Annotated in this window: 27 protein-coding genes and 2 tRNA genes; 13 read left to right on the top strand and 16 right to left on the bottom strand. The window is 41.9% G+C overall.

What is annotated here, in order from left to right; translation table 11 throughout:
* Positions 1-135 precede the first annotated feature (135 nt).
* From mobC to RHM67_RS10210, 6 genes are all read left to right on the top strand, one after another.
* Complete coding sequence (gene mobC, locus RHM67_RS10235) at positions 136-492, top strand: plasmid mobilization relaxosome protein MobC (protein WP_322232114.1); 357 nt, start codon at positions 136-138, stop codon at positions 490-492.
* Positions 467-1,471: a relaxase/mobilization nuclease domain-containing protein gene (locus tag RHM67_RS10230; RefSeq protein WP_322232113.1), complete on the top strand. Its 1,005-nt coding sequence runs from the start codon at positions 467-469 to the stop codon at positions 1,469-1,471. Before mobC ends, RHM67_RS10230 begins: the two co-directional genes overlap by 26 nt.
* Before the next feature lie 211 nt (positions 1,472-1,682).
* Positions 1,683-2,435, top strand: a complete 753-nt coding sequence (locus RHM67_RS10225) for an IS21 family transposase (protein WP_322227469.1) — start codon at positions 1,683-1,685, stop codon at positions 2,433-2,435.
* Positions 2,435-3,205, top strand: coding sequence for a Mu transposase domain-containing protein (locus RHM67_RS10220; protein ID WP_322227468.1), 771 nt, complete (start codon positions 2,435-2,437; stop codon positions 3,203-3,205). Before RHM67_RS10225 ends, RHM67_RS10220 begins: the two co-directional genes overlap by 1 nt.
* Positions 3,206-3,224: 19 nt before the next feature.
* Entirely contained in the window at positions 3,225-3,971 is a 747-nt protein-coding gene (gene istB, locus RHM67_RS10215; protein ID WP_322227467.1) for an IS21-like element helper ATPase IstB, read from the top strand.
* A 126-nt stretch (positions 3,972-4,097) separates the two neighbouring features.
* Complete coding sequence (locus tag RHM67_RS10210; RefSeq protein ID WP_322232112.1) at positions 4,098-4,457, top strand: helix-turn-helix domain-containing protein; 360 nt, start codon at positions 4,098-4,100, stop codon at positions 4,455-4,457.
* A gap of 40 nt (positions 4,458-4,497) precedes the next feature.
* On the opposite strand, the gene RHM67_RS10205 is transcribed toward RHM67_RS10210, so the two are convergent.
* The 11 genes from RHM67_RS10205 to RHM67_RS10155 all read right to left on the bottom strand — a co-directional run bounded on the left by RHM67_RS10205 (position 4,498) and on the right by RHM67_RS10155 (position 12,226).
* The gene (locus RHM67_RS10205; RefSeq protein WP_322232111.1) at positions 4,498-6,153 is read right to left on the bottom strand and encodes a serine hydrolase domain-containing protein; all 1,656 of its coding nucleotides are present in this window, start codon (positions 6,151-6,153) and stop codon (positions 4,498-4,500) included.
* 91 nt (positions 6,154-6,244) lie between these two features.
* A complete protein-coding gene (locus RHM67_RS10200; protein ID WP_322232110.1) occupies positions 6,245-6,769 on the bottom strand; it encodes a hypothetical protein in 525 nt (174 codons plus the stop codon).
* A complete protein-coding gene (locus RHM67_RS10195) occupies positions 6,766-7,752 on the bottom strand; it encodes a relaxase/mobilization nuclease domain-containing protein (RefSeq protein ID WP_322232109.1) in 987 nt (328 codons plus the stop codon). The genes RHM67_RS10200 and RHM67_RS10195 overlap by 4 nt, the downstream gene beginning before the upstream one ends.
* Positions 7,727-8,131: a plasmid mobilization protein gene (locus tag RHM67_RS10190; protein ID WP_322232108.1), complete on the bottom strand. Its 405-nt coding sequence runs from the start codon at positions 8,129-8,131 to the stop codon at positions 7,727-7,729. Before RHM67_RS10190 ends, RHM67_RS10195 begins: the two co-directional genes overlap by 26 nt.
* Before the next feature lie 284 nt (positions 8,132-8,415).
* Complete coding sequence (locus RHM67_RS10185; RefSeq protein ID WP_322232107.1) at positions 8,416-8,676, bottom strand: helix-turn-helix domain-containing protein; 261 nt, start codon at positions 8,674-8,676, stop codon at positions 8,416-8,418.
* Positions 8,677-8,686: 10 nt separating this feature from the next.
* Positions 8,687-8,959: a DNA-binding protein gene (locus RHM67_RS10180; protein ID WP_322232106.1), complete on the bottom strand. Its 273-nt coding sequence runs from the start codon at positions 8,957-8,959 to the stop codon at positions 8,687-8,689.
* A 159-nt stretch (positions 8,960-9,118) separates the two neighbouring features.
* The gene (locus tag RHM67_RS10175) at positions 9,119-9,883 is read right to left on the bottom strand and encodes a hypothetical protein (protein ID WP_322232105.1); all 765 of its coding nucleotides are present in this window, start codon (positions 9,881-9,883) and stop codon (positions 9,119-9,121) included.
* Positions 9,884-9,927: 44 nt separating this feature from the next.
* On the bottom strand, positions 9,928-10,230 hold the full coding sequence (locus tag RHM67_RS10170) for a helix-turn-helix transcriptional regulator (RefSeq protein WP_322232104.1): 303 nt from the start codon (positions 10,228-10,230) through the stop codon (positions 9,928-9,930).
* Entirely contained in the window at positions 10,214-10,564 is a 351-nt protein-coding gene (locus RHM67_RS10165) for a type II toxin-antitoxin system RelE/ParE family toxin (RefSeq protein WP_322232103.1), read from the bottom strand. Before RHM67_RS10165 ends, RHM67_RS10170 begins: the two co-directional genes overlap by 17 nt.
* A gap of 71 nt (positions 10,565-10,635) precedes the next feature.
* Complete coding sequence (locus RHM67_RS10160) at positions 10,636-11,865, bottom strand: site-specific integrase (RefSeq protein ID WP_322232102.1); 1,230 nt, start codon at positions 11,863-11,865, stop codon at positions 10,636-10,638.
* 287 nt (positions 11,866-12,152) lie between these two features.
* Positions 12,153-12,226, bottom strand: a tRNA-Pro gene (locus RHM67_RS10155).
* 493 nt (positions 12,227-12,719) lie between these two features.
* Between RHM67_RS10155 and RHM67_RS10150 the strand changes: the two genes are divergently transcribed.
* Complete coding sequence (locus tag RHM67_RS10150; protein WP_322232101.1) at positions 12,720-14,432, top strand: FAD/NAD(P)-binding protein; 1,713 nt, start codon at positions 12,720-12,722, stop codon at positions 14,430-14,432.
* On the opposite strand, the gene RHM67_RS10145 is transcribed toward RHM67_RS10150, so the two are convergent.
* A complete protein-coding gene (locus RHM67_RS10145) occupies positions 14,421-14,936 on the bottom strand; it encodes an ankyrin repeat domain-containing protein (RefSeq protein ID WP_322232185.1) in 516 nt (171 codons plus the stop codon). The two genes, RHM67_RS10150 and RHM67_RS10145, sit on opposite strands and share 12 nt — an antisense overlap.
* Before the next feature lie 115 nt (positions 14,937-15,051).
* Positions 15,052-16,686 (bottom strand): hypothetical protein, encoded by a 1,635-nt coding sequence (locus RHM67_RS10140; RefSeq protein WP_322232100.1) that lies wholly within the window; start codon positions 16,684-16,686, stop codon positions 15,052-15,054.
* 118 nt (positions 16,687-16,804) lie between these two features.
* Between RHM67_RS10140 and RHM67_RS10135 the strand changes: the two genes are divergently transcribed.
* The 4 genes from RHM67_RS10135 (at position 16,805) to RHM67_RS10120 (ending at position 18,613) form a co-directional block, all read left to right on the top strand.
* Positions 16,805-17,485 carry an SGNH/GDSL hydrolase family protein gene (locus tag RHM67_RS10135; protein WP_322232099.1) on the top strand — a complete coding sequence of 227 codons (681 nt, stop codon included), beginning with the start codon at positions 16,805-16,807 and terminating at the stop codon, positions 17,483-17,485.
* Positions 17,486-17,976: 491 nt separating this feature from the next.
* A complete protein-coding gene (locus RHM67_RS10130; protein ID WP_322232098.1) occupies positions 17,977-18,189 on the top strand; it encodes a hypothetical protein in 213 nt (70 codons plus the stop codon).
* Positions 18,189-18,320: a hypothetical protein gene (locus tag RHM67_RS10125; protein ID WP_322232097.1), complete on the top strand. Its 132-nt coding sequence runs from the start codon at positions 18,189-18,191 to the stop codon at positions 18,318-18,320. The genes RHM67_RS10130 and RHM67_RS10125 overlap by 1 nt, the downstream gene beginning before the upstream one ends.
* A gap of 83 nt (positions 18,321-18,403) precedes the next feature.
* Positions 18,404-18,613, top strand: a complete 210-nt coding sequence (locus RHM67_RS10120) for a hypothetical protein (protein ID WP_322232096.1) — start codon at positions 18,404-18,406, stop codon at positions 18,611-18,613.
* Positions 18,614-18,673: 60 nt separating this feature from the next.
* Here the strand turns inward: RHM67_RS10120 and RHM67_RS10115 are convergent, their stop codons facing one another.
* From RHM67_RS10115 to RHM67_RS10105, 3 genes are all read right to left on the bottom strand, one after another.
* Entirely contained in the window at positions 18,674-19,162 is a 489-nt protein-coding gene (locus RHM67_RS10115; protein ID WP_322232094.1) for a hypothetical protein, read from the bottom strand.
* 138 nt (positions 19,163-19,300) lie between these two features.
* Positions 19,301-19,387 (bottom strand) — tRNA-Ser (locus tag RHM67_RS10110).
* An 86-nt stretch (positions 19,388-19,473) separates the two neighbouring features.
* Entirely contained in the window at positions 19,474-21,540 is a 2,067-nt protein-coding gene (locus tag RHM67_RS10105; RefSeq protein ID WP_322232093.1) for an HDIG domain-containing metalloprotein, read from the bottom strand.
* 115 nt (positions 21,541-21,655) lie between these two features.
* Here RHM67_RS10105 and RHM67_RS10100 point away from each other — a divergent pair, with 115 nt between their 5' ends.
* Both RHM67_RS10100 and RHM67_RS10095 read left to right on the top strand, forming a co-directional pair.
* Positions 21,656-22,513, top strand: a complete 858-nt coding sequence (locus RHM67_RS10100) for an SPFH domain-containing protein (protein WP_322232092.1) — start codon at positions 21,656-21,658, stop codon at positions 22,511-22,513.
* 4 nt (positions 22,514-22,517) lie between these two features.
* Positions 22,518-23,045, top strand: coding sequence for a hypothetical protein (locus RHM67_RS10095; RefSeq protein WP_322232091.1), 528 nt, complete (start codon positions 22,518-22,520; stop codon positions 23,043-23,045).
* Positions 23,046-23,047: the final 2 nt, after the last annotated feature.

The raw sequence follows: 23,047 nt of genomic DNA, 5'->3' as shown, positions 1-23,047 counted from the left end.
ACTTAAAGTCACCGGATTAAATATTTGTCTCGACTTATTTATAGGCACTCAAAATTTATTTTTCGGTAGTACCGAAAAGCTTGTGAAATATCTCTTTTTTCTGATCGGAAATTTGCTGCCTAAACATTTTATATTATGGCAAGGCCGAAGATTATTCCCGAACAAAAAAGAATTTACAGGTATGTAATTAGGCTCAGCGAAAAAGAGCAACAGAAATTTTTGGCAGCAGCAGAAGTTTCCGGGGTTGAGGTTTACAAGCTGTTACGTGCAAAACTATTAACAGGACGCTTTCCCGAAGCAAAGATTGCGCGTATTGACTTAGGCATTTATCTTGAATTAAAAAAGATCGGCGTAAACGTCAACCAAATAGCTAAGCAGGTAAACGCCGGAAAGCTGCCATTTGAGATCAGGAAGATCTTATTACAGTTGCAAGAACAGCAACACCTCATCATCAAAGTTTTACTCCATGATCGCGATTCAGAAAATAGGTAAAAGCTTCATGGGTGCCTTTAGTTATAACGTAAAGAAGATGGCACATCCAAACAAACGGTTAAGGGCAGAGATTTTGGGAACTAATTTCTCCTCACTTGACGCTTTACAAGTCAGGAAAGAAGTAGAACTGCTTAGAAGCCTGAAGCCCAATTTAAACAGGTATGTATATCACACCAGTCTTAACTTTTCGAAAGATGAAACTTTGGATAATAAAACCCTGGTGAATATCGCCAACGATTATTTAAAGGAGCAGGGCTTTACCAATAACCAGTATATGATCTTTCGCCACCACGATGCGGATCATCCCCACATACACTTATTGGTTAACCGGATCAGCTTTGATGGCAGCGTGGTATCTGACAGTAATAATTACAAGAAAAGCGAGGCAATTATTCGCAAACTGGAACAGCAGTATAAACTTGTATCTGTTGAACCGAGTAGCAGTGTCCAAAAGAAGGCACCAACGAAGGATGAGATAGAAATGATTACAAGAACCGGCAAGGCATCTGAAAGAATGGTTTTGCAGGAATTGATGAACAGTTTGTTGAAAAAGCCAGGCTTAACCTTACGGGATATGATTGCTCAGGGTGAGAAAATGGGTATCAACTTTCTTTTCAATCAGGCCACCACGGGCAAGGTGTCAGGCATCAGTTATTATCACAACGGTTTCAAAGCCAAAGGCCAGGCATTAGGCAATAGGTACAAATGGGCAGGACTCATTAAAGTAATCAACTATGAACAAGTTAGAGACAGCGCAGCAATTAGCGAGGCAAACAGCTGGGCAACAGCAAAATACGGAGATCAAACCTCAGCAGGAACATACACCGCCGCCGAAGAACAACCCAGATCAGGAACTGGCCTGGTTTCTCCAAACGCTGGAGCAGGTGTATCAGAACACAGCCCAGCTGAAAAAGAAAATGGCGATAATGGAGGAAGGCCATTGGAAACAGATCAGGATGCTGTGGATAAAACTCAATAAAATGCCCCCATCAGACCGATTGAAGAAGTACCCTTTTGCCGCGTGATGATGACCCCACTTCGCCAAAGCAAAGTGACCCCTCTCGCCACGCGAAAGTGACCCCCTAAAAGAGCTCGAAGTTTTTGTATTGACGGTACCTGCGGACAAAGTTTTTGTTTACTTTTTAGATAAACGAAAACCAGCGAATACAATGTCCAATAAACCGATCAAGATGAATAAACTAAGGCAGATCATTCGATTATACTGTCAGGGTACCGGGGTCAAAACGATTCACGGGATGGTAGGTATTTCCCGTAACACCATTAAAAAGTACGTACGTGTATGGCACGATTTGGGCATAAGCCACGAGGCATTTGGCGCCAGGAGCGATAGCGAGCTTGCCGTGCTGTTCACTACCCCGGTTGGCAAGACCGAGAACAATCCCCGTATGCAGACGCTGGAGGCCTTGCTTCCCGAGATATGCAAGAAGCTCAAAAAGAAGGGCGTAACCCGCGAGATGCTGCATAATGAGTATATCGAAAAGTATCCTGATGGCTATGGCCGTTCGCGGTTCAATAATGCGGTCCACACTTATCTACAACTCTCGCGGCCGGTCATGCACATTGATCACAAGGCCGGCGATAAGATGTATATTGACTTCACAGGAAGTAAGCTGCAGATCACCCTATCCGAAGGTAGCGTACAGGATGTGGAGGTGTTTGTAGCTATCCTGGGCTGCAGTCAGCTTACTTATGTAGAAGCGGTGGAAAGCCAGCGTAAAGAAGATCTGATCAAAGCCTGTGAGAATGCGCTGCATTACTTTGGCGGGGTTCCTGTTGCCATGGTGCCGGACAACCTGCGTTCTGCGGTAACCCGGGGAGTAAATACGAAGCCATACTTAATGACGAGTTCGCTTCCTTCGCTGAACATTATTCCGTTACCGTTGTGCCTGCACGTGTTTATAAGCCGCGTGATAAGTCCTTAGTGGAAGGAGCGGTAAAGTTGATCTACCGGAGCATATACACCAGGCTGGAAGGCCGCAGGTTCAGCGATCTGGGATCGCTGAACTCGGCTATACGTCCCGCTTTAGAGATCCATAACAACAAACCCTTCTCCGGGCGGACCTACTCCCGCAGGGAACAGTTCGAAGAGATCGAACGGGATGTACTGGCACCACTGAACCCATTGCGTTACGAGGTTAATAAACAGGTAATGGTTACCGTTATGAAGAACGGATATATCCGCCTGGGCGAGGATATTCACTATTACAGCGTGCCTTACACTTATATCGGAAAGAAGGTCAAGGTCTTATATACTTCCGGTTCCGTTAAGATCTATTACCAGTACACTCAGATCGCAGCCCATCCACGTGTCCGTATCAAGTATCGCCACACAACAGATGACAATCACCTGGCCTCGCAGCATCGTTTCCTTACTGAATGGTGCCCTGAAAAGTTTATTCAGGAGGCCGAAGCTATTCATGAGGATGTAGCCCGCTACATTACCAAGGTACTGGAACATAAGGTCTATCCGGAACAGGCTTACAAATCATGCGCTGGCATTCTAAGCTTTGCCCGTCGTGTTGGTGCCGGAAGGCTGGCTGGTGCCTGCCGCTGGGCCTACAACCTCCACCAGTATAACTATCCAATTATCGAAGAGATACTCAAGAAACGCCTGGACCAGCTTCAGCCAGAGGACGAGACATCAGTGATCCCCGCCCATAACAATATCAGAGGAAAAGAATATTACCAGTAACCCATAAAACATAGAACAAATGAATAATGAAACATTAGACAAGATGCGTCAGCTTCGCCTTTATGGCATGTATGATGCCTTTAAAACCAATCTGGAGAGTTCAGTAAAAGAATCGCTTACAGCCGATCAGTTCATCGCCCTGCTGGTCGCCAGTGAATGGGACGACCGGCGAAACCGTTACGTAGAACGAGCCATCAGGGGAGCAGGCTTTAGGTATAAAGCTTCGTTGGAGCAGGTTGACTACGGTATAGATCGTGGTCTGGACAAGAATGAGGTACACAGGCTGGCCGGGCTTGACTTTGTTAAGGAGCACAAGGATCTGTTTATTACCGGTTCCACCGGAACAGGCAAAAGCTATCTGGCGACAGCGCTTGGCTATCAGGCCTGTCAGAATGGGTACAAGGTCTTATACGTCAATACGGCCAAGCTTATGGGCCAGCTGAAGCTGGCCAAAGCAAAAGGTACCATTCTGGCAGAACTGAAAAAAATAGAACGGGCCGATCTGTTGATATTGGACGACTTCGGTCTACAGCCTTTTGATGCCCAGAGCCGGGCTTCTTTACTGGATATTATAGAAGACAGGCACCAAAAGCGCTCTACGGTGGTCACTTCGCAGATCCCAGTCAAGGAATGGTATGATGTTATCGGTGAAAAAACAATCGCCGATGCTATCCTTGACCGCATTGTTCATCACTCATTAAGGGTTGAACTGTATGGCGAATCACTAAGGAGAAGAAACTCTAAATCAGAAAATGTATTTTTGTAAAAATAATAGTTGTTAAACCGGACAAAAGCATCCGCTCCCAGGAGCCTGTCTGTACAATAACTTTATGCTCTTTTAAACCCTTAACTCAAAGGGGTCACGAACGATTGGCGAGAGGGGTCAATTAAATTGGTATATCCACCAACATTACATATCGGCAGAAAAATCAGCAAAATTAGAGAATTGCGCGGCATGAAGCAGGAAACCCTGGCTGCTGAATTGGGCATAAGCCAGCAGGCTATTTCTAAAATTGAGCAGAGTGCTGAAGTTGAAGAAGATGCGCTTATTAAAATTGCAAAGGTATTAGGAGTAACAGTTGAAGGCTTGAAGCATTTTACTGAGGATTCTGTATTTAATAACATCAATAACTTCCACGATAATTCGATTCAAAATAATTTCAATCCCATTGAAAAAGTAATTGAGCTTTACGAACGGTTGCTTCAGAGTGAGCGTGAAAAGATCGATATGCTAAAACAAATTAAAGAATAACTAATTATTCTACGTTGTAGAGGTTGATATCTACTCTCTTCTATAAAATTCTTTTGTTAAAGGAAAGATTTTTTACCTTACTTCCAGATAAAGTAAACCCATCGGTTCTATTTTTAGTGCTTTTTACAAATCTGATAGTTCCTATATCTGAATTAAACGTGTCGTCAATATCAGGAGAAAGTTCAAAATCCCCCCGCCGGAAGTGGTGAATAAACAATTTCCCGTTTTGGATATCGACCGTGTATTGTGTAAAAAGTTCAGTGCTGTAATATGTCCCACAATAGTCGTTTAATTCATAGTTATTGGGGGTAAACGGTATAATTTGTTTTCCAGTTTTGGATTTGAAAATAAATGATTCCTGTTGGCCAGTTATCGGCTTAGAAAATATAACAGGTAATCCCGCGGCAGTAAGCATGAAAGTAGAATCGTTTAAAGCTTGGAGGGGAAATCTATTTTCGCCTGTATACTGAAATTGCAATTGCCCTTGATCTAATGAAAAAGTTATTTCTCCTTGCCCCCACTTATATTTGCCAATATATTTATTTAATAAGTCTAAGCTCACTTCAAGTTCAGGAGTTCTTTTTTCGATAACAAAAAGTGGCTTTTTATTGTGATCGGGAAGGAAAACTCTACTAAGTTCGGTAATGCCCTCAACATTCATATGATCGTTATTTCCATTGCTAAGAATTATAATAGCTAATCTTTCTTTTGGATATAACCTAACAACTGAGCGGTAGCCAGACCATGCCCCAGTATGTGACACCGTTTTGCGGCCTTGATCCTCTCCAATTTCTAACCCAAATCCGTAATTTGTCTTAGATCCATCATTCAGCAATCCCGTTTCTAGCATTCGTGTATAAACAGGATCGTTCATCGATAAACCGTTTTGTAAATTAATTACCCATTTGGAAAGATCATTAAGATTTGTATATAAAGAACTTGAGCCGTAGGCTGTAAGTACATTTTGCAATTTAGAAAACACTGATTGGCCTCCTTCAGAGTAAGGGTACGCTTCATTCATGATCAATTTGTTATCATCACTTAAAAAAAACGATTTTGTCATCGCCATCTTTTTAAAGATATGTTCATCAGTCCAAGTTGTAAATGATTGACCTGTTACCTTCTCCACTATGGCGGCTAACAAATTGTAGCCAGTATTTGAATAAGAATAAGCTGTTCCCGGATCGAAATCCAATTCCTTTTGATGTTTTACCATATTCATGATGTCCTCGAAACTACATAATTCTTCATAACGCCAACCTGCTGCCTGTAATGTTTCAGGCCAGTCTCTTAAGCCACTTGTATGGTGTAAAAGATCACTAATGGTGATTTTATGCCCAAAATCAGGGACTTCAGGTAGATATTTGCGAATATCATCAGAAAGAGAAATTTTTCTTTGTTGGACTAAGGTAGAAATCGCAAAGCCAGTAAATTGCTTAGCAACAGAAGCCACATCAAAAATACTCTCCTTTGTAATTGGTATTTCATATTCAAGATTTGCTTTTCCGTATCCTTTATTGAAAATTACCTTCCCGTTTTTGACAACGGCCACCGCACATCCTGGCCCGTTCGGTTTGCTGTATTTATTAAATATGGCGTCTATTTGCGAAACTTGATTATTATGTCCTTTATACTGTGAATAAGCGTTTATAATGCTTAAAACACTGAAACAAAAGCTTAGGTAAATATTTTTCATTAAAAGCGTACTTATGTTAACATTAGTGATTTTTCAATAAGACATCAGTTTTGCGAATTATGTTACAGGATCAATTGAAAATACTTGAAAGCTATTTAACAACTGTTTTTGAATAAGCCGTATCCATAGCGGATAGGGTTCTTCTTTTGGCTATCTGCTTTAAATAAATCCAAGCCCGTTGATAATGGGCTGATTGCTCGCTTTGCTTATATTGCACGTATGCATCAATTGCTTTGCCCCCTAAAGAATATAAGTAGGTTATAACAATCAAACATATACCCCAGGGAATAAGCCTGCCAAATACTATTTTATAGTACTGCCCCTGGTTAGTTTCGGGGAACAATAAAATGCGTAATTGTTTAATGGCAGATGTTGGCGCCTTACTCAATTTTTCATAGATCTGTTTAAGCAAGGTCAATTCCTCATTCTGTTTAACGTTCTGCTTGATTTCTCTTACTTCGGTAAGTATGGTGTTTATTGCAATTGAATAATCAGGGATTGGATTTTCAGTAATTTTATTTACTTGCTTTTCCATTTCTGTATTTTTTTTCACAAGGTTATCAATAATCTCATCGTTGTTATCCATTCTTTGGTTTAGTTCATCTATCTCTTTCATCTTGATATTCCTCTGCTTTGTTGTTGTTCATTTTTCTTTCGACGCTTTCTTTCCGGGCTGTCATCATCGTCGGCTATATTGCCAAGTAAGTCAGCTAATAAACCTGCTCCTGCTGATAGCGATTGCCTCAAATAGTGGGTTTCCGGCTCCGGCTTTAAATAAGTGGTTTGTTCAGTCTTGTCCTGACTTTCTCTTTGCTGCTTTGCGTTTTCCATTACTTCCCTTAACTGATCTGCCAAACTCTTTTCCGGTTTAACCTGCTGCTGTTCTATGGCCTGGCTTAGCTTTGCATAACTTAAACTGCGGTCTATCTCTGATCCTTTAAATTTATATTCGCCTTTGCTGAAACTAATGCCCTGCGCCTCTGTAGTGCCGCTCTTGTATTTCAAATGCGTAACAATACCCTGCTTTGCCAATACCTGCTTTAGCTCATTGATATTTTTTACTTTTTTGCTGGCTGCTTTTATAGCATCGAATAATTCATATTTGATTTTGTCCTCACCTTTAAGTTGCTGCCGATTAACCCGCTCTTTCCCCGGTGACAGGTAAAGGCCATGTTTTAAGGTCAATTCTTTAGCTACCTGTACATTCCGCTGCTTTTGAAAGTTATCCGAAATGGTTTTACCACTGTTGCTTACCCGGTTGTAAACGATGTGGATATGCGGATGATCTTTATCCTTGTGCTTAACAATTAGGTACTGCGTGTCCTGTATCTTCATTTTTTGCAGGTACTCTTTTGCTAAATTGACCATTACCTCATCGTTTAGCTTGGCGGCATCGTTTACACTCCAGCTCAAAGCAATATGGCCAACGGCCTTTCCTAAATTGGGATTGTACTTTCGTTGCAGGTTAAAGTCATTAATGATCTGGTTAACTTGCTGCATTCTTACGCCTGCCGCGTCCAGTACCACTGCATCATGTTTTTGTACCACATAGCGAATACATCCGCCAAAGCTTCTACCCGTTATCACTTTCCCTATCATTGTTATTGAGGCGTTTTAGAGTAATATCTATCTCTTTCAAAATTTTATCGCAATTACGAACTACCGTTAATAAACCTACCTGGTGCGCAAGTTTTGTTAACTGGTTTAAGTTATTGGCCAGCTCAGCAAGCATCCAAAGGATGCGCCGCTCATCGTCAGTTAATCTCGGAACCACCTTGGCGCTTTTGGCTGCCGCTCTTATCCAACTACTTGACCGCATCCCTGCAGTTTTGGCTTTGCTGTCAATATAAAATCGTTCGGTCGCTGTCATCCTTATGCGGATAATTAACTCCCGTTTTACTCTTTTCTTAGGCGCACCGCCCTTGTTTTTTGGCTGGGGTATCTGTTGTTTATTAGTTGTCTTAACTGTTGCTTCCATTGGTTGCCTCTTTAATTTTTTTTTCATTCTTCCCTTTTGCAACCATCGGGCGCAAAAGGCAAGTTTGCCCGGTGCCGACAGGCATCCGGGATGTTTTTGTGGCAACAAAAACACAAACTTGCTCCTTATCGGCAAATGCCTTTTGTTAACGGCCTCCGGCCGGTATAGACAACTGAACAGCTATACCGCAAGCGGTATGCTGTGCCGCTCTTTTTACCAAAGCTTCGCTTTGGTCTTCGCCCGTTCCTTTTTCCGATGCGTCGCATCGAAGCGGCTTTTTTTCCTCACCTGGCGTTGCCCTCCAATAGCTTTTCAATGTCTTCTAACTTGTAATAAAGCAGGCCGCCGATCTTGGTATACCTGAGCGTTCCGTTAACTCTTAAATTCTGTAAAGTACCGGGCGAAATGTTTAATAGCTTCCTGACCTCGTAGCTTTTCAGCCATTGTTTGCTTTGTCCCTGACCGGGTTTTAAAAGCCCCTTGATCTCACCCAACAAATTCTCTATCTTACGTAAATCATCCTTGGTGATAAATTCGATGTTCATCTTTCCCTCCTTAATCTTTAATTTTTTGTTGCATGATTTTGAGCACTTCGCTCATTTTGAAATACACCCTTTTGTGCAGGCGGAAAAAAGGTAATCCCTTTTTCATCCACTCTGTGACAGTCACCAATGACACCCCTAACTCGTCCGATAGTTCTTTTTTGCACAATAGCCGTTCATTGATCTGTTGGGGCGGGCTACTGCCTTTTTTAAAATGTTCCTGTAATTCTTCCCTGACTGCATCCCTGATACAGCGGCTTAGGGCTTCGTAATTGATTATTTCCATGCCGCAAATGAAGATAAAAAAGCAGCGCATGACTGACCTTCAAAAATTAGAAGGTCAGATTTAAGGGGTTATTGGAAAGATAGAGCAACAACTAACGGACTATAATACAGATAGTTGTTAAAAAGTAAGAATTAAGGCAGTTATGATTAAGTTGATATTTTACAAGCTTCTTTTCTTGGCAGGAACGACGGTAAAAAGCTGATCTTTCTTAGGTATGTCTTTATATTTGGTAAGGTCGGCACTGTTCTCGGGTCGGAAATAAGGCTTTACGCTTTCAAAGCTGATTTCTTTTCCGCCCACTCTGAAGTACTTGGCGATCATCTTGCACCATATATTGAGCGTAGTGGCATTGGTGAGTTCCTTATTGTCTTCCAGTTTAAGTTCCCTGATCTGTAACATAAGGTGATATAGCGTTTTGTGTCTCCCTTCGCGAATGTCGATATAATCTTTGGTTTCTAATTCGCGCAATTTTTTATTTTCTTCTTTCAGCTTCTTATTCTCACTGATAAGCTTGGCGATCTCTTCTAACTGGCGTTTAATCGTCTCCTGGTCGGTTGACTGTATAAACCACTGGTCAAGCGTGTTCAGGTATTCCAAAAACTCCTGCAATTGCAAACGGTTTCGGCGTTCTTGGGCATGTTTCGAGGTATAGCGGTCTTTTCCAACAAGCTCGGTGATCGCATCCGTGATGATTTGCTTGATGTGGACAAAGAACTCTTGTTCTGTTGCTTCCGGATAAAGCCTTAGAAAGTAGTTAAGGTGATGCTGATATAAGGAATTATATTGGTCTTTATTTTTCCTGTACAGCCGGTAAAGAAAATGGTTGTCTTCATTGCCTTTCTTCCAAGGCAACGGGAAACCTACATCATTTGTATTCTTATCGAAGTCAAATGTAGCTCTATGTTTGAAGTACTGTGGTCGCATAGCTTATTGATAGATATCATAAATTTAAGCTAAGGAAACCTAATTCACAACTTTATAGAAAGTTCAAGATGTCCACCTAAACCTACTTCAATGATCTTTCTTAAAGTGGCTACCCGTACATCCTGCACATCATTTTCTACTTTGGATATATAGGCTTTGGTTGTCCCGCATCTATCAGCCAATTCGGTTTGTGTCAGTCCTTTGGCCTTGCGGGCTTCGTGAATTAATGCACCTAATTTAAACTCTTCAAAACCCTGTTCAAATTTCTCCCGCTTAGGTGTTCCTTTATGGCCGTACTCTTTATCTATAAAGTCATCCAGCGTAATCAGATTATTGTTTTTCTTCATGGTATAACTCCTTTATTTTTAATGCCTTTTCTATTTCCTGTTTGGGTGTCTTTTGTGTCTTTTTTTGAAACCCGTTAGCCAGTATAATTAATTTCCCCTCGTCAAAAAAGCAAAATATCCTAAAAATATCATTGCCCGATTGCACCCTTATTTCGAACAATCCTGCTGTACCCTCCAAATGCTTTAAATAGGTTTCAGGTACATGTTGCACTTCTTCGATCAGTTTAAATGTCCAGATGATCTTATCTTTAACTTTCTGCCGTTGTTTAGCTAAGAACTCCGGGAAATACTTCTTATAGATTGTTATGGTTCTAAATTTAATGCTTGCGCTCATAACTCATACAAATATAAATAAAGTTGCCATTTCAGGCAACTTTTGATTAATAATTTGGTCATCCTGATTACTTACTGATTGGCCATTCGCCTTTTCAGGTTCTGCATATCCTCGCTCAATTTCTGTTCTACCACCTTAGCATAGACTTGTGTGGAACGTATAGTAGTATGCCCAAGCATCTTACTTACCGATTCAATCGGTACACCATTGCTTAAAGTTACCGTAGTAGCGAACGTATGCCGGGCAATATGAAAGGTAATCGCTTTGTTAATATTACATAGGTCGGCTATCTCTTTGAGATAAGCGTTCATCTTTTGATTAGAGATTACCGGGAATAAGGTACCGTGGTTAACAGCTTTCGGATGGTCTTGATACTTCTTTATCAATTCTTCTGCTTGTGGTAACAACGGGATGCGAACATCGGTATCTGTTTTTTGTCTGCTCGTGATTAGCCAGTCGTTGCCATCTATACCTTTAGCAATGTTTCCGGCGGTCAGGTTCATAGTATCTATGTAAGCTAAGCCAGTGTAACAGCTAAAAAGAAAAAGGTCTTTAACCACCTGTAAGCGCTCTATAGTGAACTTTTTCTTTTCAATGGCTGATAGTTCTTCTTTAGTCAAATAAAAACGCTCTACCTTATCAAAATGCTGTTTGTATTTGGCAAAGGGGTCTTTTGCAAGCCAATCCATTGTAACAGCCATATTAACCATTTTACAAAGCCTTTCGATGTGCTTCATGATACCATTGTTATGTAATGGTTTTTGATGGTCTTTCGGTTGATGCTTGCTTAGGAATGTTTCAAAGTCCAGGATAAATTTGTAGTTCAGTTCGGCCAGGCTAATGTCGTTTCTGTGATATTTATTCTTTAAAAACTTCGCGATATACTTTTGCGTGGTATAATAGTTTTTCATGGTACCGTCAGCCAGTTTATCTTTCATTTCCGTGTTATGGTACTCACCAAGCTTAATCAAAGTGACCTCGTTATCATCTGCACCGAGGAAAAGGGACTTAACGGCATCAACAGTAACAATTTTTTTCTGTTGCACTAATTCATGGTAACCATCTGCAATTAAGGTACGCACCCGTTCTATATGCTCATTTAGTTTGCGGATTTCGTCTTTTGTTCCCCTTGCTTTTCCTTTGGCCTCATCCCAATTCTGCGGGTTGACTTTCTTTTTTAAGGATATTTCACACCGTCTGCCGTTAACGGAAATACGGGCAAATACGGTGGCCTGATCGTTTTTTTGTTGTTTGGGTAGCCTGATTACAAACTGAATACCAAATGTGTTGCTGCTTCTCATATCAATCTATTTTATGTTAACTTGATAATCATTGATGCAGATGATGAATTTCGCTCACATAAACAGCGGTTAAAACGCACCAAAAAGCATCAAAATAAACGATATAAATATTTTATAATCAATTACTTATATCGAATTGTGTGAGCGAATTTAAATAACTAAAATCACTCACGCAATTGCTCACATCTTCTTTGATATTGATTGGGGTTTCTTGGTAGGGAATATAACAAAAAACCCGCAAATCAGTGTGATTTGCGGGTTCTTGACTTCGATTGGTATCGCTTTAGTCGGGATGGCAGGATTCGAACCTGCGGCCTCCACATCCCAAATGTGGCGCGATACCGGGCTACGCTACATCCCGATTGGGATTGCAAAGGTAGGATTTTTGTATAGCCGTGCAAACTTTTTTTAAAAGAATTTGCACAAGCTTATTTAACCAATTCATTTGCAAAAACTTAGCTATAAAAATATTTTTAAATAGCAGTAAAACAACACCCAGTATGCTTAAAATAGTACATATGTAGTATTGATTACCGTTTTAAATGATTGTTACTTTATTAAACGCAACGTTACCGGTACAAGAGCAACTGTTGCAAAAAGCTTATCGCCCGTAAACTGGCGGGCCGTAAGGTTTACAATTATCAAAAGGCCGTACTATTAAATATAGGGGGAATATGGCCGGTTGATAATAAGCCCCGCATCAGCAAGTGATACGGGGCTTTACTATTGAATATGCCAGGGCCACCCGCCTACTTAGCGAAATTCAAGAAATATTTCATCAGACAGGCCGCTATACAAAACAATTTAACGCGCTTTGCAATTTACCTAACACACTTGCTTTATCATTTATTAAATTGAGGAATAAGAAACACATAGCCATCCTTGGTGGCGGGCCAAGTGCCCTGTTTATGTTTAAACAGTTTGTTGATGCCAAACACAATGATTTTACCATAACTATCTTTGAAAAAAGCAATTTGCTTGGCGCGGGTATGCCCTACAGCGCCATCGGGGCTAACGACGAGCATGTTACCAATGTATCCGGCAACGAGATCCCCGAGATGGTGACCTCTATTAACGACTGGATAAAAACCGTGTCTAAAGACACGCTGGATAAGTTCCACATCGACCCTAAAAAGTTTAACGAGTATAAAGTACTGCCGAGATTGCTTTTTGGGCAGTACCTTACCGCCCAGTTTAATCTGTTGCAAAAACAAGCCAAAGAACAAGGCCTGAAGTTTGAAGTACATTACGACAGCGAGGTTACCAATGTTACTGATAACCCCGACAAACAAAACGTAATCGTAGAAATAAATAACGAAACCAAACACGACTTTGACCAGGTAATTATTTGTACCGGCCACAACTGGCCAAAAAAGAACGAGGGCAAAGTGCCGGGATATTTCGATTCGCCCTACCCGCCTGTAAAGCTTATTTTTAAAACTAATGACGCCGTCGCGATACGGGGCTCATCACTTACCGCTATTGATGCAATACGTACCCTATCGCGCCATAACGGTACGTTTAATAAAGGTGAAGACGGAAAACTTACTTACACGGTTGCCGGCGATAGCAAAGGCTTTAAAATGGTGATGCATTCGCGCAATGGTTTGTTGCCTGCTGTTAGGTTCCATTTAGAAGATTCGCATTTGGCTACAGGCGCCGAGCTTACGCCGGAGGAGATCAAACAAAACCGCGAAGAGAATAACGGTTTCCTTTCGCTCGACCTGGTATTTGAGAAAGACTTTAAGCTTGCCTTTAAAGATAAACAGCCCGATTTTTACGAACGCATAAAGGATATGCGCATGGAGGACTTTGTGAACGATACCTTGGAGCATCGCAAGAGTATAGATCCTTTTGAGCTTTTTAAAATTGAGTATAAAGAGGCCGAAATATCTATAGAACAACATAAATCCGTGTATTGGAAGGAGATGCTGGGGGTGCTTAGCTTCGCGATGAACTATCCGGCCAAGTACTTTTCGGCGGAGGATATGATGAGGATCCAGAAAGTTTTAATGCCCTTAATATCAGTAGTTATAGCCTATGCGCCGCAAAGTTCTGTTGAGGAGATGATGGCCCTGCACCAGGCAGGCGCCTTAGATATTATTATCGTAGGCGACAATAATTATGTAGAACCAATAGAAGAAGGCGGGGCGATTTACCACTACACCGATGAGCAGGAAAATGAGCATGCCGAAACCTACAAAATTTATGTCGATTGCGTAGGCCAACCCCATTTAACATTCGACGAGTTCCCTTACAAAGGCCTTAGCGAAGCACGTACCGTTACCCCTGCAAAATTGTGGTTTAAATCACCAAAAAACGGCCAGGAATCGCTTAAAAACGACTCGAAAAAAGTAAAATTTGATGGCAAAGGAGGATATTACTTAACCGTGCCCGGCGTTACCATAAATGACAGCTTCCAGGCTATTGACGACTTTGGCGCATTTAACGAGCGATTATATATAATGGCCGTTCCGTACATTGGCGGTTATAACCCCGACTACTCCGGGCTTGATTTTTGCCAGGAAGCATCGGGCCATATCATCAAATCCATATTAAATAACTGATACTAATGAATACCAAAATACCAGCCTATACCCCAAAACTTTACATGTTACTATTAGGTTCCAAAGTACCTGGCGGGCATATAGAGCAGCATGATATTTTCTTTGGCATCGCACCTTCGTTGCTTTGCTGAGCGGCGATATCGTAAATCGTCGTTCCGCGCGCATCGGTAAGGGTTTATCCGCACCAGCGTCAAGCAATTGTTTCAGCATATCATTACGGCCGAACATGGCGGCAAACATCAGGGCTGTACCCCCGTTGCCGTGCATTTGGTTAAGGTTCGCGCCGCTGTAGATGAGTAATTGAGCAATATCGGCATAACCTTTGAAGCAAACGCCCATTAACGCCGTGTTGCCGCCAAAATCGGCACCGTTGATATCAGCGCCATTGTCCAGCAGGAAACGTACCGCTTCAATTTGGTTATTATAGCAGGCAATCATTATAGGCGTGTACCCTTTAGCATCCTTTGCCTCTACACTTACGCCATGCTTTAAAAGTCCCTCTATTACAGGGATTTATCCTTTGCTTGCCGCATGTATCGGCACTTCATTAAAGTCTACGTTTTCCATCATTTACCTAACCCTTAATAAGTTTTATAGTTTGCCTTTGGCGATGATAAAATCAATCCCAGTTAAAGGTTACTTCGCGGTTGTTCAGTTTCCATTTTTCGGGGAACTGGTTGGTTAGCCAATCTAAAGGTTCGCCGTTTGGTTGTACACGGGCGGCATTGGCAAAGGCTTGTTTAATGGCGGCCTTTTGCTCAGTACCAATAAAACCTATCTCGGCAGATATAAACAGCGGCGAGCCACTTTCTGCCAGTAACTGCAGCCATTTTTGGGTTTTATCCCATGGCACATCTTTGGTTATACCTACGCAATCGCCATCGGCCGCATAAAAGGTATTATTTTGCGGCAGGCGGAAACCAAGGGTGTTAACGCCCATCTTTTTGGTACGCGCCCACTCCTTGCCGCTGGTATCATCACCAATACGGTTAAGCTCGAACACGCCTGCCGACAAATGGCTGGCGGTATTACAACCAATAATGTACATATCACCGGCCGCTTCGCGAATGGCGCCGTACAGATGGTTCATGATCTCGGCATTGGTTTTAGTTTGGTCGTGGAATTTCCAGCCCGGGGCGGTAAAGGTATCTTTCATCTGTATACCCCACTTGCCAAATATATCCCAGGTGCTGTAATCATGCTTCACCATGTGGTAACCCCATTGTTTGTACAGCGCTATGTTGCGTTTTACACGGGTGATATTTTCGGGGATGGTTGGGTCCAGGATTAGTTCATCGTCCTGACCACGCCCCGGAATTTTGGGAGAAAGCAGGGTTTTGCTATCGTCCTTCCGGGCAATTAAAGGGCGTGTCCATAAACCCGGGCGCATGCCGTGGCTTTTAATTTCATCAGCCATTTTATGCATGTCTTTAAACTTATCGTTCACAATCGAAAAATCGTCGGGCTGCTGCCAGCCATCATCAATTACCGAAAACGGGCGGTTATTGGTATCGCTTACCAATTCGGCCATGGCCACGGTTTGGTCTTTAATGGTTTGGAACGAGTTTTTACCGTACACCACGTACCAATCGTTAATACCGTATACAGGTTGCTTTGGCAGGCGTGGTTTGGCACACATCACCTTACAAAAATTGGTTAAGGTAGCGTATGGAGTTTCGTTGGTTTTGCCAAGTGCGGTTACAATATCCGCGGCGTGCAGGGTACGCTGGCCCAGTTTTACGCCAACACCACCACTGTGGGTATCCATAGTAAGTTCTATAGCAGCGGTTTTAACTTCCCAATAGCACATGGTATTGGCGCCGGTTTTTATACCGAAGCAGGCCGTTTGCTTATCATCATATAACAAAGCGTACCACGGGTTTTTAGTGTTTGCATCTGGTGCCCGCCATGCCAAGTCGCCATAGCTGCGTTCCCAATGGTCGCCGTAAACTTTGGTATATTTTGCGGTTTGGTATTTCCATTTGAACTTTACGGCCTGCAACTTTGTTGATGGTGCCTGCACGTAAACCGACTGCGCGTTACCACTGGTTTTAATCTCAACTTTTACATCCTGGTGGGTAAATACCGATCCGCCTTTATCCGCGAGCTTTACCCATTGGTCGGCAATCTGGGCCCAAGCCTCATCGGGGTGGTTTATAAGCGAATTGCCGATAGCATTGGCAAAAGTTAACCGGCTGTACATTACCGCGGCAAAGCCGGCGGCAGATAGTTTTACAAAATTGCGTCTTAACATAGGTTTGTTGTATGGATGACTAATTTAGTAATTACAACACTTTGTGCAAGATTGTTCCAGTGAAAAAGAAAAACCACTAATTTACGTTAATACATATATTTTATAAATTGCGCCCACTATGAAAAACGCTTTTTTACTACTATCATTTACTGCTATAACCTTAACCGCATCGGCACAAGACTGGCCAAACATCAAACGTTACGAAGAAGCCAACAGCAAACTTGCAGCACCTGTGCCGGGCCAAAAACGGGTTGTCTACATGGGCGATTCGATAACAGATTTCTGGATCGTTAATGATTCTACCTTTTTTGCCGCCAACAATTACATCGACCGCGGCATTAGCGGCCAAACTACCGGGCAGATGCTAATTCGCTTCCGCGAGGACGTGATCAACCTGAACCCTGCTGTGGTAGTAATACTTGCCGGGATAAATGATATTGCCGAAAACAATGGTCCGTCAAAAATTGAAGATGTGGCTGGCAACATCTTCTCCATGGCCGAACTTGCTAAAACACATGGCATAAAGGTGGTGTTGTCATCGGTATTACCGGCAAACAACTTTCCATGGAGACCTGCCATAGTCCCAACCGAAAAAGTAATGATCTTAAATGATATGCTGAAAGCGTTTGCCGTAAAAAACAACCTGGTTTACCTTGATTACTTTACGGCCATGGCCGATGATAAACACGGCCTACCCGCCAACCTTTCTAAAGATGGCGTGCACCCCAACCTTGCAGGCTATAAAATAATGGCACCCTTGGCTAAAGAAGCTATTGCAAAAGCATTGGCTAAGAAATAAAACTTAAGATCGAGTAAGTAAAAAACCCACGAAATAGGGTGTCCCATTCCGTCCCATTCAGAAATGTGTGGGACACCCTACCAAATTTATATAATTATTTACTATACAATTATTTGAATTAATTTTATGTACTATCACTTTAAGTAAAATCAATTTTTATCAAATTTTAAATATTTGATTTTCAAATATTTATCACAAATGCTCATTTGTGTAATATTTAGTGGGACAGTAGGCTTTTTAATATGCTTTACGGCAATGGTTTGTTATTTAGAAATCCAAATCCCGTCACCCCTATCTCAGAAAATAAAATCTGCATTTTATTTAAAATGTTTTGGTGAGGTTTGCGTCTACATTAGTATAACACATACTAACGCTCATGGAAAACAATTACTTATCACTAAATACCTGCCCCCGCCATAAACAACGCCGCGCCAGATGAGGAACGCGAGCTGGCTATATTATTTCTTGATATTCGCAACTTTACCGGCCTAATGGAATCACAGCCTGAGCAAGCTGTTATAACCGTTGTTCGCCGCTTATTTTTTAGCGGCTTTTTTGTGCCGATACAATTGGCAACAGTGCAACACAGTTATCTGCCAACATTTATTTACTTTGGCAAAACCAATTACGTTACCACACCTATGATGCCCGGCAAAACAACTTTTTTGAGAGGACGCACACTTTTTGTCCTGTTTTTTTGCTGATGCAAAGCCTGGCGTACTCGTCCGTGCTTGCAGCTGATGGTGTTATTAATGATAAGAACAGCAAAAAGATAAGCCTGACTACCAAAAAGCTTTCGGTTTGCTACCAGCTGGAAATAACAAGCACTGGCTAACATTATGTAAACAAAACCTGCGTTAAGGTCGTTATATCAATAACCGGATCGTAATTAAATACATCCATTTAAAAAAATTTGATATGAAAAACCCATTCAAAAAAAAGGATAACAGCGGCGTTCTAATTGCAGGTTTAGCCATTGGTGCAATGTTCGCCGGGGCCATAACTTATTTATACATCCACAAAAAAGGCGAGATACATGCTGCAGCAGATGAGTTAAAAGAGCATGCCAAAAACTACCTAAAAAAGAAAGTTAAAAAGAAATTAAAAACAGAAGTAAAAGCGTTGTAAGCGATACTTTTTTAAAAATTATCAATTGCCTTTATTACAAACTGTAAAACAAGCGGCTAATTATTTTTTCACACCATGTGCACCAACCGCATGGCCAATAAAATACCCTATTATAAGTGCGATAACGATTAGCGCGTATAATAAATACTGTCGCTTCTCCATGTTGGTTTGAACATCCCTTAATTGAGATTGATGAAGCAGCTTTTCGTTTTGCAGCTTCATGTTTTGCTGTTGCAGTTTAGAAAGGGTACCGTTTACCTCCACAGGTTTCTCTTGTTCTGCTTTATGACGGCGAACAAACCCACCTGCTTTGAGGAACTTATCACCTTTGGGTTTAAGCACAAGTTTTTCCGGCAGGTCGTAATCACCGTGTTTGCCGGTTTCTGCAATAAATCCTTCACGGGTAAGGATCTGTACAAGGGCAAAAGCTGTTGCCTCGTCCTGGTCAAAAAGCTCGAGTAATTGTGGTCTGGTTAAACTATCCGGGATTCCAAAGGCCTCCAGCACAGCGTCCAGCATTTCACATTCGTATTCATTCAGCTCAATCATCCCTACAAAAATAGCAATATCGCATTAGTATCCTTATTTGTAAATAAAAAGACGTTGCTAAAAAGATCCGCTTTTAACGAAAAAAGCCTGTAAATCATAAAACTTACAGGCTTTGATGCATTAACGCATTCGGTTAAGCGGTGAGGGAGGGATTCGAACCCTCGGTACAGTTTCCCGTACGTCAGTTTAGCAAACTGATCCTTTCGGCCTCTCAGGCACCTCACCGTTGATTTTTCCGAATTGCTTTCCCTTTTTTCAGGGATTGCAAATATAGTAATTAGCTTAAGCTGACAAAAAAATAAATCAGATTTTTAATAATCTATTCTTACGTGGTAAATACTCATCAGCATCCGCTTAAAAATCTGCTTAATTGTTTCCAGATCTTTCAAAGTTATATTACTGTCATTCAACTGGTTTTGATCGAGTTTGTATTTAACAATGCGGTCAACCAATATGCTGATAGATTCTTCATCAGGCTCCTTTAAAGAGCGCGAAGCGGCCTCAACCGAGTCGGCAAGCATCAAAACACCTGCCTCTTTTGAGAAAGGGATAGGCCCGGGATATCGAAAAATGTTCTCGTTGATGAATTTTTCAGGGAAATTTTTCAAAAACGACTGGTAAAAATAATCTACCCGGGTATTGCCGTGGTGGGTGCGAATAAAGTCGATAACGATCTCTGGCAGGTTAGCTTTACGCGCCATCTCAATACCTTTACTTACGTGGCGGATAATGATCTGCGCACTTTCTTCATAAGGCAATTTATCATGCGGGTTAAAACCCGAGCTTTGGTTTTCGATAAAGAACAGCGGGTTCTCCATTTTACCAATATCATGATATAGTGCTCCTGCCCTAACCAGTAACGCGTTGCCACCAATAGCGAAGATGGCGTTCTCTGCAAGGTTGGCTACCTGCAACGAGTGCTGGAAAGTCCCCGGCGCGCTAAAGGCCATATCGCGCAATAGCTGGGCATTAGTATTAGTTAGTTCTATCAGCGTGATGTCAGACGTAATGGCAAATACCTTCTCAAACAGGTAGATCAACGGGTAAGCCAGCAATGTAAGCAATACGCTTACCGCGAATGGTATAAAATCTACCCAGTCAATAGTGGTGAACGTCCCTTCTCTTATTAACGAAATCCCTAAGAATGACACAAAGTACGTAAACGTGATAATCAGTGCCGATATCAGGAATTGTTCGCGACGGATGAGGTTTTTGATGCTGTAGATGGATACCATACCCGCCGTTATCTCATAAAAAGCAAATTCGAAGCTATTGGGTACAAAAAAACCGGCTATCATTACTACCAGCAGGTGTATATTCAAGGCCAAACGGGTATCAAACAGTATTCGGATGATGATGGGTACAATACAATATGGTATGTAGTAAAAGTTGGGTAGCTCAAGCTTTATAGCAAGTGATAACATTGCCAGCATGGCGGTAATAACCAGCAATATCAAGCTAACTAATCGGTTATCATCATATATATCCCGTCTGAATAGGTATAGGAACACCATTAACAGGGTAATGGTAATACCAACCAGCAGGAATTGCCCTAATAGTACCAGGCTTCGGTTGCCGTTTGTACGGGCGTTATCTTCAAACGCTTTTTTGTATGATGCCAGTTTTTGATAGGCCTCATCATTAATTACAGATCCTTTGCCGATGATAACATCGCCCTTTTGCACCATACCGCGGGTGATAGATAGGTTCTCGGTAACTTCTTTCTCCAGCCTTGCGGTAAGCTTGGCATCAAACGTTAAGTTTATCTGTAGCCTGTCTTGCACTAAATTCAACAGGAAGGGTTTGTCGAGGGCCGGGATCTTACCTATCTCAAAATCGGAATAAGCAATGGCGCGTTCGCGGGTAAACAGGTCTGATGTATTTTTATCAACAGCAACATTAGCGCTTAATATGGTAACAGGATAATTTTTGCCTGCTGTTTGGTACCTGGGGTTTAGTTTAAGGATACCCTTATCGTATGCGGCTTTAAGGATATTATAACCTGTTTGCAAATAAGTATTCTTCAGTTTTTCGTTTAAGCCGGCGCTATGCCATTTCACTTCCAGGTCGCTTTTAAAACCTTCCTGCTGCTGCAGGCTCATCTCGTCGTCCTTTTGATAAATGGGCGTTACAGTTGCCAGCGCGGCTTTTTGATCTGCCTCTATCTCGGCATTGGTTTTAAGGATGGCGAAATTGTAGGGAGAGATCAGGTCCTTTTGGTTCCATATCCTGCTCTTCTCAAATTCGTAGCCAAATTTGGCTTGCTTGGGCAAAGCATATACAATGATAGCCACACAAACCAGCATCATAAAAAACTTAACATTTAAAGCGTATTTACGCAGTAATGCCTTTTGCCGGGACGATGAAAGTTTTGCCATAGCGCGTGTTAATCCAATCAAAAATAATATAAGTTTCGGTTATCTGTTATTTTTCTTGCTTTTGTCTAAACAAAGTTGATATCTTTATGATATCATTTTAAAATCTAACAATATCATGCAAACCGAAAAAGTCACTACAGCACCATCAGGTTATTTAGCCTTTATTTTAGTACTTGTACTTATTGCCGCAGCCGCCGTTTCCTTCTATTGGGAGCAGCCCGTTATAGGCGCTATTATATGTGTAATAAACTTTGTTTTTATATTACCGGGACTGGCGATAGTAAACCCTAACGAATCTAAAGTGCTTACCCTGTTTGGTAAATACCAGGGCACAGTTAAGCAGGACGGCTTTTTTTGGGTAAACCCTTTCACCGTTAAAAAGAAGATCTCTTTAAAAGCATTTAACTTAAACGGACAACAGCTAAAGGTGAACGATAGCGTAGGTAACCCTATAGAAATTGCCGCCGTTATTGTATGGCAGATAAAAGACACTGCTAAAGCGGTTTTCGCTGTAGAGAATTACCTGCAATATGTAAACATCCAAAGCGAAGCCGCCGTTCGCCATTTGGCTAATTCGTTCCCTTATGACCATATTGAAGATGAGAACGCCAGCATCACCCTGCGCGGCGGATCTGAGCAGGTTGGTATTTTATTGGTACAAGAACTGAACGAACGCCTTGAGCGTGCCGGTATCGAGGTGTTGGAGGCACGCATCTCTCACCTGGCTTATGCGCCCGAGATCGCCCACGCCATGTTACAGCGCCAGCAGGCTTCAGCCATTATATCTGCCCGCCGCCTAATTGTTGAGGGTGCCGTAGGTATGGTGGAAATGGCCCTTAAAAAAATGGAAGAAAAGAATATTATTGAGTTGGACGAAGAACGCAAAGCAGCAATGGTAAGCAACTTGCTTGTTGTACTTTGTGGCGACCGCAGTGTATCGCCAATAGTTAATACGGGTACTTTATATCATTAATAGTATGGATGATTATAGAAACATTGATCAACTGCGAACCAACGAACTGGCTATTATCAAAAAAGGCTTCTGGAAGCCAGAGTTTGAGTTGACTGACGGCCAGTTTGTTTACGCAAAACTAAGGTTCCGCTCAAACTTTAAACGCGATGCCATTATAGAAACCCCGCAGGAAACTTACACCATTAAACGTAAAGGCTGGTTTAACCGCACCGTGTTGGTAAACAAAGGTGAGGACGAAATCATAGGTGTATTAGTGCCCGAAACCTGGAAACGCGATTTTAACCTGAAGATGGATAATGGCTTTGAGGCTACGTATCTGTACAAAAAGATGTTTTCCAAATCGCTTAGTTTAACTAATGGTACGCAGAACGATATTTTAACTATCACTCAAAAAGCATTAAATTTTAAGCAGCCTTACACCGTTACTATAGACCAGATTACGCAACAACCCAACACCCCACCCCTGCCTTTGCTGGCATTTATGGGCTTGGTGATAATTATGCTTAGGCAGCAGCAGGCTGCAACCCAATAATA

It is taken from the genome of Mucilaginibacter sp. 5C4 (assembly GCF_034345625.1).
In the GTDB taxonomy this organism is placed as follows: Bacteria; Bacteroidota; Bacteroidia; order Sphingobacteriales; family Sphingobacteriaceae; genus Mucilaginibacter; species Mucilaginibacter aurantiaciroseus.
Note: the sequence above shows the minus strand (reverse complement) of the source record. Positions and strands in the feature narration are given on the sequence as shown.